10 protein-coding genes, 1 other RNA gene and 1 pseudogene are annotated in these 12,254 nt (G+C 37.9%); 8 read left to right on the forward strand and 4 right to left on the reverse strand.

Going from position 1 to position 12,254, the window contains the following annotated elements; all coding sequences use genetic code 11:
* On the reverse strand, window positions 1–1,170 hold a 1,170-nt coding region (locus tag ACKPEB_RS21880; RefSeq protein WP_408967133.1), incomplete at its 3' end, for a tetratricopeptide repeat protein.
* 123 nt (window positions 1,171–1,293) lie between these two features.
* On the opposite strand from ACKPEB_RS21880, the gene ACKPEB_RS21885 reads away from it, so the two are divergent.
* From ACKPEB_RS21885 to ACKPEB_RS21900, 4 genes are all read left to right on the forward strand, one after another.
* Window positions 1,294–1,935 carry a sigma-70 family RNA polymerase sigma factor gene (locus tag ACKPEB_RS21885; protein WP_408967134.1) on the forward strand — a complete coding sequence of 214 codons (642 nt, stop codon included), beginning with the start codon at window positions 1,294–1,296 and terminating at the stop codon, window positions 1,933–1,935.
* 57 nt (window positions 1,936–1,992) lie between these two features.
* Complete coding sequence (locus ACKPEB_RS21890; protein WP_408967135.1) at window positions 1,993–2,922, forward strand: DUF1822 family protein; 930 nt, start codon at window positions 1,993–1,995, stop codon at window positions 2,920–2,922.
* Window positions 2,923–2,992: 70 nt separating this feature from the next.
* Window positions 2,993–5,287 carry a CHASE2 domain-containing protein gene (locus ACKPEB_RS21895; RefSeq protein WP_408967136.1) on the forward strand — a complete coding sequence of 765 codons (2,295 nt, stop codon included), beginning with the start codon at window positions 2,993–2,995 and terminating at the stop codon, window positions 5,285–5,287.
* 93 nt (window positions 5,288–5,380) lie between these two features.
* A complete protein-coding gene (locus ACKPEB_RS21900; RefSeq protein WP_408967137.1) occupies window positions 5,381–6,121 on the forward strand; it encodes a DUF928 domain-containing protein in 741 nt (246 codons plus the stop codon).
* 294 nt (window positions 6,122–6,415) lie between these two features.
* Here the strand turns inward: ACKPEB_RS21900 and ACKPEB_RS21905 are convergent, their stop codons facing one another.
* A complete protein-coding gene (locus ACKPEB_RS21905; protein WP_408967138.1) occupies window positions 6,416–6,889 on the reverse strand; it encodes a hypothetical protein in 474 nt (157 codons plus the stop codon).
* Window positions 6,890–7,486: 597 nt separating this feature from the next.
* Between ACKPEB_RS21905 and ACKPEB_RS21910 the strand changes: the two genes are divergently transcribed.
* The 4 genes and pseudogenes from ACKPEB_RS21910 (at window position 7,487) to ureC (ending at window position 10,491) form a co-directional block, all read left to right on the forward strand.
* Window positions 7,487–7,702, forward strand: coding sequence for a nucleotide exchange factor GrpE (locus ACKPEB_RS21910; RefSeq protein ID WP_408967142.1), 216 nt, complete (start codon window positions 7,487–7,489; stop codon window positions 7,700–7,702).
* Window positions 7,703–7,851: 149 nt separating this feature from the next.
* Window positions 7,852–8,157, forward strand: a pseudogene (locus ACKPEB_RS21915) (urease subunit beta); the annotation flags it as partial.
* A 124-nt stretch (window positions 8,158–8,281) separates the two neighbouring features.
* Window positions 8,282–8,776 carry a DUF4276 family protein gene (locus ACKPEB_RS21920; protein ID WP_408967139.1) on the forward strand — a complete coding sequence of 165 codons (495 nt, stop codon included), beginning with the start codon at window positions 8,282–8,284 and terminating at the stop codon, window positions 8,774–8,776.
* The gene (gene ureC, locus ACKPEB_RS21925; RefSeq protein WP_408967140.1) at window positions 8,773–10,491 is read left to right on the forward strand and encodes an urease subunit alpha; all 1,719 of its coding nucleotides are present in this window, start codon (window positions 8,773–8,775) and stop codon (window positions 10,489–10,491) included. The genes ACKPEB_RS21920 and ureC overlap by 4 nt, the downstream gene beginning before the upstream one ends.
* Before the next feature lie 70 nt (window positions 10,492–10,561).
* On the opposite strand, the gene ssrS is transcribed toward ureC, so the two are convergent.
* Together ssrS and ACKPEB_RS21935 are read right to left on the reverse strand one after the other, a co-directional pair.
* Window positions 10,562–10,747, reverse strand: a non-coding RNA gene (gene ssrS, locus ACKPEB_RS21930) — 6S RNA.
* Window positions 10,748–10,802: 55 nt separating this feature from the next.
* Window positions 10,803–12,254 (reverse strand): polysaccharide biosynthesis tyrosine autokinase (locus ACKPEB_RS21935; protein WP_408967141.1); only part of this gene is annotated, 1,452 nt, incomplete at its 5' end.

The following is a 12,254-nucleotide window of genomic DNA, read 5'->3' on the forward strand; positions in this document are numbered from 1 at the left end:
TTCAGCAATTTCTAACGCTTTTTCAATTTGTTTCTGCTCTATTAAAACTTGTTGTAAAACGCCATAACTTTTTGATAATGTTTCAAAAAAAGAAACTTTATTGGCATCACTTAACCCCGGACGTAAAGACTCAACGGTTTCAATGGCAGAATAAAGGGTTTGAGTAGCTTCCGCAAGTTTTCCCACTTCAAATTCAGCGACACCTAAATTAATTAATGTTACCGCTTCTCCCCGTTTATCTTGAATTTTTCGGCGAACTTCTAACGCTTTTTTATAAAACTCAAACGCTTGAGGATATTGATTCTGAATCCAATAAATATAACCGATATTATTCAAAGCTTGCCCAACCGCTTCTAAATCCCCGACTTTTTCCATTATGGGCAAGCCTTCTTGATATAATTTTAAAGCTTGATCATACTCTTTAAAACGTTCATAAACTGCCCCTAAATTAATCGTGACTTGACCAACACCTTGAGCATCTTGTTCTTGTTTGGCTAACTTTAAGGATTGCTCAAACGCAAGTTTGGCTTGTTCGTATTCCCCTAAATAAATATAAGCTGAACCGATATTATTAAAAAGAATTCCTTCTGTACTAGGATCATTTAGGTTCTTAATAACCGTTAAGGCTTGTTGAAAGTAGGATAATGAGTTTCGATGCTGTCCTAAAACCCGATAAATCGTGCCTAAATTCGATAATATATTAACTTCTCCCGACTTTTCACCCATTTTCTGAACCAATTTTAAAGCTTGTTCAAACCCTTGAATGGCTTGGGGATATTGACCTAAACTGAGATAAGCGCTGGCTTGATTATTTAAAGCTACACTAATACCCCGTTCATCGTTTAATTGTTGATAAATTGTTAAGGCTTTTGTTGCCAACTGAACAGCGAGTTTTGCGTTTCCTTGATTGCGGTGAACTAAGGCTAAATCATTTAAACTGGTGGCTTCTAAAAATAGATTGTTTTGTTGTTGGGTGATCGCTAATAATCTCTCTAATATAACAATAGCTTCGGTAAAATTGCCTTGATCAATCTGTTCTGATGCACTGTTATACATCTGTTCTAATTCCGCATTAAACTGAGCCAATGCCATCGGCATCATCAAGCCGAGTTGTAATTGCATTAATAATGTAACCACACCAATTCCCCAAGAGAAAGTCTGGAACCCCATAAGCTTTAGAATCAACAAATATTGACATTATTTGATAAAATTTTAACTTAGATTGGAACTTCCCCGACTATTTCATTAAAACAAAGTGAATCCAAAATCCTAAATCTAAAATCCTAAATCGACATGACTGGACTTGATGAACAACTCCGCCAATTCATTGCTGAAACCTGCAAACACCCTCCCACCAGTGTTGAACGTCGTAAGGGTTTTACCCAAATTATTCGCCTCATCCAAAAATCCGGTAAATTGTGGCGGGAGTCCACCCGCGACTATGAAGACGCATGGCAACATACCATGACTTTTCTTTATTTGAATCTTTGTGAAGCGACGACAGGGGCGCAGTATGACCCAGCCAAAGCGAGTGTAATTACATGGCTTAATGTATATCTCAAAGGACGATTAAAAGATTATTACCTCAAACAGCAACAACAGCAACATCGTTATATTTCTATCGATATTCCCCTCTGTGAAAATATTAATTTGATTGATACATTAGAAGCGCCTCCCGATATTCCCCCAATGTTAGAAGAAGTTCGTCAGTGGGCGCAAACTGATGTTACAGGAGAGTTAAGCAATACGCACGTTCGCGGACGTCCAGACATCACCTGTCAATTGTTAATTTTAAGGCGCCTCCCCCCGGAAACCAACTGGGAACAACTGGCGCAGGAGTTGGGAGTTGCCGTGAGTACCTTAAGTAGCTTTTATGAACGAAATTGTCGCAAACTTTTGCGTAATTTTGCCCGGTCACAGGGATATATTGAATAGTTGACAGGAAAGAGAAATTACTGCTGTGTTAATTTTGAAAAATCACTTAAAAAAATTATGATTAATCAACGTTTTAATTTAGAAGATTACACCTTACCGATTATCATATCTCAGGAAGGGAGGGATATTGCTACACAATTTGCATTAAGACATCCGAAAGGAAGCAAACGAGAACAAGTTTATCTGAATACATTAGCCGTTTGGAGCGTTAATTGTTATTTAGAATGGATGCAAATTGCAACGGAATTAGAAGCCAGTGATAGTTGGAATCCAATTATTCAACTTTGTGCCAATGTAGCCGATTTACAGGTGAAAGGAGTGGGGCGTTTAGAATGTCGTCCAGTACGGGAAAAACAACAAATGGTAAGCATTCCTCCAGAAGTAACAATTGACCGCATTGGATATGTGGTGGTGCGGATTTTTGATCACTTAAAAACAGCAGAAATTTTAGGTTTTGTGAAAACTATTACTCAGGAAATGTTACCTTTAGGACAGTTACAACCCATTGAAGGATTATTAGTTGATTTACAGTTACCTCAACCAGCAGAATTTCTAATTCCTGTGCGATTAAGTTTATGGTTAAGGGATGAATGGGAAGGACTTTGGCAGTCTATTTATCGGCAACCCGCTTTCGGATTAAGAAGTTCATCTCGCAGTGATGAAGACTTTGTTCAGGGGGCAAAATTAATTGATTTAAAAATGCAATTGGGGAGTCAATCTGTTGTATTGTGGGTGGCATTAACTCCAGAAACAGAAGGACGAATTGCGGTTAGGGTTCGGTTATATCCTGCTCCCCAAGACCGTTATTTACCGCCCAACGTTGAACTAATTTTATTATCAGAAACGGGTGATATTTTATCAGAAGTTCAATCCCGTTTACAAGATAATTATATTCAACTTCCTCGCTTCCGAGGAACCCCACAAGAACAATTTAGTATTACCGTTCGTTTAAGGGACGCATCGATTACAGAAAGATTTATTTTTTAATTTCCGTAGAGACGTGTCATGGCCCGTCTCTACACCAGAGAGAAGAGTATGCCCCTTGCCTTGATAAAACATGACGGAAAAACTGGTTATTATTGATTTAGGAAAAGGTTCATTAACCGAAGGATTTCCTTTAGTAACTGCCCGACTATCGGATTTAGAAAACCCTCGACCCATTAAAATAACAGGTTGTTTACCTCCTGCACCCGAATTGATCCGGTTTTATCAACGTTGGCGGTTTATTTATCAAGAACTGTATCACACTTTAGGAATCCCATCTCGGATTGAATTAGAACAAGAAGATATTACCCATGTTTCCGAAGTCGAACTACAGGAAATCTGTATTCAATATATTCATCAGTTTAATCAATGGCTTCATTTTGTCGAATTTCGTACGATTGATCAACAGTTGCGTTCTCTGTTACAACCCACTGATGAAATTCAGATTATTTTAGAAACCTCTGATTTCCAAGTTCGACATTTACCTTGGCAATTATGGTATTTTTTCCATGATTATCCTCGCGCAGAATTAGCCCTGAGTCAACCCCAATACACTCGCAAAGCTTCAGTATCTTTCTCTCGTTCTAAAATCAGAATTTTAGCAATTTTAGGAAATAAAACAGGAATTGATATTGCAGAAGATCAAAAGATTTTAACCGCTTTACCTCAGACCGAAACGTTTTTTTTAATCGAACCTGATCCACAACAAATAGACCAGGCGTTATGGGATGAAAAAGGTTGGGATATTCTCTTTTTTGCCGGACATAGTGAAAGTCAAGACCTAGAAGAATCAGGAACGTTTAAAATTAATCATCAAGATAAAGTTTCGATTAAAACCTTATTACCTGCCTTTAGAAAAGCGATTGAAAAAGGATTACAAATTGCGATTTTTAATTCCTGTGATGGTTTGGGTTTAGCCACAGAACTTGCTCAATTAAATATTCCCCAAACGATTGTTATGCGGGAACCTGTGCCGGATCTTGTAGCACAAACTTTTTTAAAACATTTTTTACAAGAATTTTCTCAAGGTCAATCTTTATATTTAGCCGTGCGACAAGCGAGAGAACGATTATACATCTTAGAAAATCGTTTTCCCTGTGGCAGTTGGTTGCCTGTGATTTTTCAAAATCCGGCAAGTATTCCCGTTCGTTGGCAAGAGTTAAGACATCGTAAAAATCTGTATCAATTGCCAAGTTTTGGGTTAACCGAAATTAATAAAATCGGTTTTATTAGTTTAATCATTACTGTTTTAATTTGTTTAATTCGTCAGGGGGGATGGTTACACTTTTGGGAATTAAAATTTTATGATGCAATGATGCGATCGCGCCCCATTGAAAAACAAGATCATCGTTTATTATTAGTAACAGCTTCAGAAACAGATATTCAAGCATTACGCGGTTGGACAGTTTCTGATCAAATCCTCACTCAATTTTTACAAAAACTTGCGGAATATAAACCCAGAACGATTGGATTAAATCTTTATCGAAATCTGCCCGTTGAACCGGGATATCAAAACTTAATCAATCAATTTAAAACCCAAGATAATCTATTTTTAATTTGTAAAAAACCTGATCAAAATGATTCCGGTCTTGCTGCGCCGCCCGCTGCTCCTCCTAAGCAAGTTGGATTTAATGATGTGATGGTAGATTCTGATCACATTTTACGCCGTCAACTGTTATTTATGAGTCATCCTCAAGGATGTCAAACCAAACGGTCTTTAGCCATTCAACTCGCCTTTCATTATTTAAAAAAACAAGGAATTCAACCTCAAAACATCCCACCAGATCAAATAAAATTGGGTAATCTGATTTTAAAACCGATGGGATCTGATATCGGATTTTATCCAAAATCGGATAGACAAGTATATCAAATTATGTTAAACTATCGATTATCCGAACCCATTGCTCCTGAAGTAACGTTTACACAAATTCTTAACGGCGAAGTTGATCCAAATTTAGTTAAAGATAAATTAGTTTTAGTCGGTGTTAATGCCACCAGCGTTAAAGATGAAGGTCATCGTACCTCCTACAGTCCGGATCAAGAAGTGCGAGGATTAATGATTCAAGCGCAAATGGTCAGTCATCTTCTGTCTGCGGTTTTAGATGATCGTCCGTTGTTAACAGTATGGTCAAAATGGATAGATGCACTCTGGATCGGGTTTTGGACGCTGTTAGGGGGGGTTTCAGTTTTGTTGATCAGCCATCGCACCCCAATAATCATCACTTTGGGAACCGCAACCGCAGTGTTGTATGGGGTGTGTTGGGGGCTATTTTTGGTGGCGATATGGGTTCCTTTTATTCCGGCGTTGCTGGGGTTGGTCGGTGCGGGGGTTTGGGTGTGGCGATTACAGTTGAATAAAAAAATCTGAAAATTGCGTAAAACTGTGGTTTTGTTCCAATACAGATATTAGGGCGGATTTAAGTCCAGCAATTCCTAAACAATACAGCATTTACGGTCATCTATGAGGAATCTGAAGTTATTTTTATTATTGGTTTTAGCCGGAATTTTCATCCCATTAAATTCCGCACAATCTGGAGTTAACCAACACGCTGCACAATCTTTAGAAGTTGCGGTTGAATTTCAAGATCCAAATACAGATCCACCTAGTGAAGATCGTCAAGGTTCGTCCGGTCGAACGAATTGTCCGGCTGTTTCTAAACCCTTAACTGCATTAATTCCTAAATACAATATCGGGTTAACATTATCGGGATATCCCACATTTATGATTTATGTTCCCTATAGTTCAACTCCAGAAAGAAATGTAGAGTTTGTGTTATTTGATGAAGATGACAATGAAATTTTTAAACAAAGAATGCCTCTAACGGGAACCCCTGGAATTGTCAAATTTAAGTTACCTCAATCTGCACCTATGTTAGAAGTGGGTAAACAATATCGTTGGCAATTTTTCTATCAATGTAATCCGAGATTACGGGCGGAGGATGATGGAGTTGAAGGAGCGATCGCCCGAATTAATCCCAATGAAACTTTAATCCGTCAGTTAGAAAAAGCCACTACATCTTTAGAACAAATTCAAGTTTATGCCCAAAACGGATTATGGTATGAAACTGTCACTTTATTAGCCACATTGCGACAAGAAAAACCGCAAAATCAACAGCTTTTACAGGAGTGGAAAGAGTTGTTACGTTCTGTTGAATTAGAAAGTTTAGCCGATGAACCCTTGAGTTCTTGTTGTCAACCTTAACAAGTCGAGAAACCGGGTTTCTAAATCCCCACAGTTGTATCGAGAAACCGGGTTTCTATCTTAACTTTTCTGCTTAATAAAAAGATAGTTGAAGAAACCCGGTTTCTGAGTTCCCGCAGTTGTATCAAGAAACCGGGTTTCTGTCATAACTTTTCTGCTTAATAAAAAGATAGCTGAAGAAACCCGGTTTCTGAGTCCCCACAGTGGTATCGAGAAACCGGGTTTCTGTCATAACTTTTCTGCTTAATAAAAAGATAGCTAAAGAAACCCGGTTTCTGAGTTCTCGCAGTTGTATCAAGCAAGTAATCGCCATTCAACAAACATCTTAGTAATTACCCATAACCCCTGTTCAGGACGAATTTCACAACGAATAGGGGTAGAATCATAATTTGTCAAGGGAATTCCTAAAAACGATGTCTTCGATTGAGTATCAATAATTCCCGAAAATACATCGTTACTATTTTCGATAATACTATAAACATTAATTGATAAGCAAGGAGATAATAAAGGTAAACTATCAAAAACTTGTTTTAGGCAAATCAAGTATTCTTGCTTAGTAGAAACTCCCAATAAATCTCCTTTGTAATGATCTGAAAGAGTAAAACCAAGTTTGCTAATATTTTTTGTATCATAAGCTTCTTTAAACCGCTTAAATAGCAAAAGAGCATTATCAGGAAGATGGGGCGGATTAGCTTGTTGTTCATGCCACATCCGAATCCAGTTATAACCTTGAATTGCGGTTGGAATTAAAGTAATAGGATCTAACATTTGAAATCTTTGACTCCCCTTAGTTTAAGTCAGATTTAACGTTTAAATCGAGTTTAGCGATATGTTCCTCAAAAGATTGGGTTGACTCAATTAGAATATCCACAATCAGGAACTCTTGATGTTTGATTAGACTAGAGGTTTTATTTTTAAGATAACATACTAACATCTATCCCCAATGTAATAAAAGACTGGATCGGAATAAAAGATAGTTGAAGAAACCTGATTGTATCGAGACCCGGTTTCTGAGTTCCTACAGATTTCTGAACCTCCACCCAGACCAGATCAAAATTTTTTTAGGAAATTTGCCTAAATCATTTGTCAGACACCAATAGATAGACAGGTCAAGATTTCAGGCTTCTACAACTGGTCATGAGGTTAAAGGAGGTTCAAGACAACCCCTTTAGGTTCAGGGTGATTAGAAGCTAGAAAAATTGTGAGCAAAATCTAAAACGGTTGCTCACACATCAGCATCTTGAATTAAACCCTTGATTGATCCTTGATAAAAATTAGGACAAATTACTTATGGTGCGTCATAAATATTCCTTAGAAAACGGTGGAGAAAAAAGGTTAGTTATTACTCGCTAGTCAATTAGTAGTATTCACAAAAAATTGCTCAACGTTTTGCATCGACGACAAGTTACCCCCATTGAATTTGAAGGAACTCAACCGGATTTTAATATTTGTAAAGTTGTGGAGCGAGAAATCAGAACTGATCTAGAACCTCAAACCATTACAAAAGTTGTTCGCAAGGGATTTCAAATCGACAAAAAAATATTGCGCCCGATTCAGATCATTACATCTAAATTAGAATAAATCAGTTTTGTCAGTATTAGGCATAATTTAGAATTGCATTCTTGCTAATTCAGCAATCATCCTAGATCATACTATCCAGCAATACAATATAATTCTGTAAACATGGTATTCTAATTGAGAATCCTAATCATCTTCAGAGGAAATAAGCAATGATTCCAGGGGAACTGATTGTTAAACCGGGTGAAATAGAACTGAATGCGGGTCGTCCCACCTTAAAGGTTAAAGTGGCGAATACGGGCGATCGCCCCATTCAAATTGGATCACATTATCATTTTTATGAAGTCAATGAAGCTTTACAATTTAAACGGGAACAAACTAAAGGAATGCGATTAAATATTCCGGCTGGAACTGCGGTAAGATTTGAACCGGGAGATGAACGGGAAGTGGAGTTAGTCACCCTGGCGGGAAGTCGAGAAATTTATGGATTTAATCAGTTAGTGGAAGGTCAACTTGAAACTGTCCGATCAGAACCTTCAGAGAAAAAATCTAAAAAAGAGAAAGATAAAACAAAAAAAGGTAAAAAAAAGAAGTAAAATCAATGGTTTAAAGTTCAATAATTGATTATCTCAAAAAAAATTAATGATGAGATTATTATCGATTGACATTAAAGGATATCGTCCTTACTTATACCCTCCAAATAAAGGGTTTCCTCATAAAACTTATCAAGACTTAAAAGCAGGGATAATAGCTAAGTTTAATCAAGAACTAACTCAAAAAGGACTTAATGATCAGCGATTAATAAAACGATTTAAGGTTTTTTGCTTTAAATATGACTTAGAAGCCTTAGTTTTAGCCTCGGAGACTCAACTTAAAACTCGTCTATGCTTAAGAAAGGATCAGAACTTCCCTATTTCTTGGACAATTCCCGTAGAAGACCAAAATCATGATCAACCACCCAGTAGAATTGTTGAAAGATTATTTAAAGCGTATAATAAAAACTATCAAAAAACAGTAGATTCAACGTTGATTTTAGGGCAAGCTCATTATCAAGATATTGCTGAAAGATGTCCTCAATGCTTTAAACCCTTCGTTGAATTCCTAGAAAACTTATCATTACCCCAGGAAGATTTATGAGTTATAAAATGGATCGGCAAGCTTATGCAGAAACCTTTGGGCCAACAGTAGGCGATCGCATTCGATTAGCCGATACAGAATTAATTATTGAAGTAGAAAGAGACTATACAACTTATGGAGATGAGGTTAAATTTGGCGGCGGAAAAGTGATTCGAGATGGCATGGGACAGTCTCCCATTACCCGTGAAAATGGTGCAGTTGATTTAGTAATTACTAATGCTTTAATCGTTGATTGGTGGGGGATTGTTAAAGCGGATGTGGGGATAAAAGATGGGAAAATTTATAAAATTGGGAAAGCTGGAAATCCCTATATTCAAGATCATATTGATATTATTATTGGCCCTGCCACAGAAGCGATCGCCGGAGAAGGAATGATCCTCACGGCGGGTGGAATTGATAGCCATATTCACTTTATTTGTCCTCAACAAATCGAGACCGCCATTGCATCAGGAATTACCACGATGATCGGCGGTGGAACTGGCCCCGCAACGGGAACAAATGCCACCACTTGTACTCCGGGTGCATGGAATATTTATCGAATGTTAGAAGCAGCAGAAGCCTTTCCGATGAATTTAGGATTTTTAGGGAAAGGAAATAGTAGTCAACCTCAAGGTTTAATTGAACAAATTGTTGCGGGAGTGATCGGTTTAAAACTTCATGAAGATTGGGGAACTACTCCAGCAACGATTGATACTTGTTTAAAAGTTGCCGATGAATATGATGTACAAGTTGCCATTCATACGGATACTTTAAACGAAGCAGGCTTCGTAGAAACCACCATTGAAGCGTTTAAAAATCGGGTAATTCATACCTATCATACCGAAGGTGCTGGAGGCGGTCACGCGCCCGATATTATTAAAGTTTGTGGTCTTAAAAATGTCTTACCTTCTTCGACAAATCCCACCCGTCCTTATACGATGAATACCCTAGAAGAACATCTGGATATGTTGATGGTTTGCCATCATTTAGATCGAAATATTCCAGAAGATGTGGCGTTTGCAGAGTCGAGAATTCGTCGAGAAACGATTGCGGCTGAAGATATTTTGCATGATTTAGGTGCTTTTAGTATTATTTCTTCTGATTCTCAAGCGATGGGACGGGTGGGAGAAAGTATTATTAGAACTTGGCAAACTGCCCATAAAATGAAAGTACAACGGGGGCTTTTACCGGAGTCTAAAAATTCTCAAGAAACCCATGATAATTTTCGGGTAAAACGCTATATTTCTAAATATACAATTAATCCAGCTATTACTCACGGAATTTCTGATTATGTCGGTTCCATTGCCGAAGGAAAATTAGCCGATTTATGTTTATGGAAACCTGCTTTTTTTGGCGTTAAACCGGAATTAGTGATTAAAGGCGGGTTAATTGCTTGGGCACAAATGGGAGATGCAAATGCGAGTATTCCTACGCCTCAACCTGTCCATAGTCGCCCCATGTTTGGAAGTTTTGGAAAAGCGATCGCTTCGACTTCTTTAACCTTTGTGTCTCAAGCCGCTTTAGCCGCCAAAATTCCTGAACAATTAGGTTTACAAAAACAATGTGTCGCCGTTTCAGGAACTCGAAATATTAGTAAAGCCGACCTGAAATTAAATCATGCGTTACCAAAAATTGAGGTCGATCCTGAAACCTATCAAGTTAAAGCGGACGGTGAATTATTAACCTGTGAACCTGCGACCGTGTTACCGATGGCGCAGCGTTATTTCCTGTTTTAATATCATTTAAACTAGGGTTGGATGTTGTTGCTGAACTCAACCCTTTTATCAGGTTTTTAAAATTCTAATAAGGTTAACCGCAACGCCGTGTCGCCTCAGCTTTTGACCTGGTAAAACCAGGTGGGTACCTTGACCAGACTTAAAGTTTCCGAGTGCAAGCTCGGTCTACTGCCGTCTGTAACTTTCTTGGTTCCCTTATTCTTAAAGCTATAGATCAAAAAAACATATCGGCAAGCCACCAACGTCGCAGCAGAACCTTAAACTTATTATAACTAATTTTTCCAAAATGGGAAGAGGGGGCTCAAACCTTGTTAATAATCCCGATAATAATGGGTTTCCTGTTTATCACCATTGGCAACCATACCCAACACCGCAACTCCGGCGGTATTAATTTCCCGTAAAGCGAGACTAAAAGCTTCTCGGTCGGTTTTTCCCAAACCCACCACCATCATTAACCCATCGGTATGAGGTGCTAATAAATTAGCATCGGCTAACCCTAAAACTGGCGCGGTATCGTAAATAATTAAATCAAAAAATTCCTGCAATTGTTTCATTAACTCTTGCATTCGGGGTGAGGATAATAACCGAGTCGGATCAGGATAAAAATCTCCCGCCGTTAAGACATAGAAATTATCTTCATTAGCAACAGATTTAATAATAGTTTCAAGCTCTAATTTTTGAGTTAAAATATTGGTCAAACCCAAATGATTAGGAACATCTAACATCGTATGAATTCGAGGACAACGCAAATCTGCATCCACTAATAAAACCCGTTGCCCCATAGCGGCGGCTCCTTGTGCTAAATTCATGGCAATAGTAGATTTACCATCGGCGGGAGTAGCAGAAGTAATCACACAGGAACGCACAGAACCTTCAGGATTTAATAAACGTAAATTCGCATTTAAAGTTCGGAATGCCTCTTGAAATGGGCTACAAGCGGGATAAGTAATATTAGAAATATTGATAGTGGGTGCAACAGCAGCCGGAAGCATTAACGCTTCATTACTAGCAGGAATTACCCCTAATAACGGTAAAGGAATACTATCTGTAACTTCATGGGTTGTGCGATAAACCTTATTTAATCGTTCTAAAACTTGTGCCGTTATTACACCTAAAAATAATCCGGCTAATCCCCCTAATGCTAAATTCAAAGGAATATTAGGAGAAACAGCAATTAATTCTCCATTAACTTGACTCGGAATCCGAGGCGGTGCAATCAGTTCCCAAGGTTCCGGTTTCGTTTGAGGAACAACTTCTAATTGCATTTCCTGGTATTTTTGATTAAGTTCTTCCAGTTGATTCTCAGTGGTTTTCAACTGTTTTTGTAACTCATAATAACGACTAAACACCCCAGGAAAAACTTGAGCATATTGGTTAAATTCTTGAGTGGCTTTCTCTAAAACTTCATTTCTGACCTTTAACATTTCAATATAATTCGCCGTCATTACTAACTGTTGAATTAGTTCCATCCTGACGGAATCTTGAAAGCGGATCATATTGGGATCAACTTGATTGCTATCTTGTCCTAAAATCCGTTTAGCTTCCTGTTCTAACAACGGTAATAATTTCGCTCGCTGATCTAATAATACTTGAATTTGGGGTGCTGTTTCTTTAAATCGGGAAGATTCAATGGCAATTTTTGTCTCTAATTGTAATAACTCTTGTAGTAAAGATTGATATTGGGGAGATTGACTTAAGGCAGATGCTAATAATGCTTGATCAGGTTTTAATCCTAACTGTTTTTGCAAAGTTTGATATTGAGA

This window comes from Planktothrix sp. (genome assembly GCF_046067725.1).
Taxonomy (GTDB): Bacteria; Cyanobacteriota; Cyanobacteriia; order Cyanobacteriales; family Microcoleaceae; genus Planktothrix.

Excerpts from the sequence above, each read along its gene's own strand:
- ACKPEB_RS21885 (WP_408967134.1), top strand. The coding sequence starts at position 1,294 with ATGACTGGACTTGATGAACAACTCCGCCAATTCATTGCTGAAACCTGC.
- ACKPEB_RS21890 (WP_408967135.1), top strand. The coding sequence starts at position 1,993 with ATGATTAATCAACGTTTTAATTTAGAAGATTACACCTTACCGATTATC.
- ACKPEB_RS21895 (WP_408967136.1), top strand. The coding sequence starts at position 2,993 with ATGACGGAAAAACTGGTTATTATTGATTTAGGAAAAGGTTCATTAACC.
- ACKPEB_RS21900 (WP_408967137.1), top strand. The coding sequence starts at position 5,381 with ATGAGGAATCTGAAGTTATTTTTATTATTGGTTTTAGCCGGAATTTTC.
- ACKPEB_RS21905 (WP_408967138.1), bottom strand. The coding sequence starts at position 6,889 with ATGTTAGATCCTATTACTTTAATTCCAACCGCAATTCAAGGTTATAAC.
- ACKPEB_RS21920 (WP_408967139.1), top strand. The coding sequence starts at position 8,282 with ATGATGAGATTATTATCGATTGACATTAAAGGATATCGTCCTTACTTA.
- ureC (WP_408967140.1), top strand. The coding sequence starts at position 8,773 with ATGAGTTATAAAATGGATCGGCAAGCTTATGCAGAAACCTTTGGGCCA.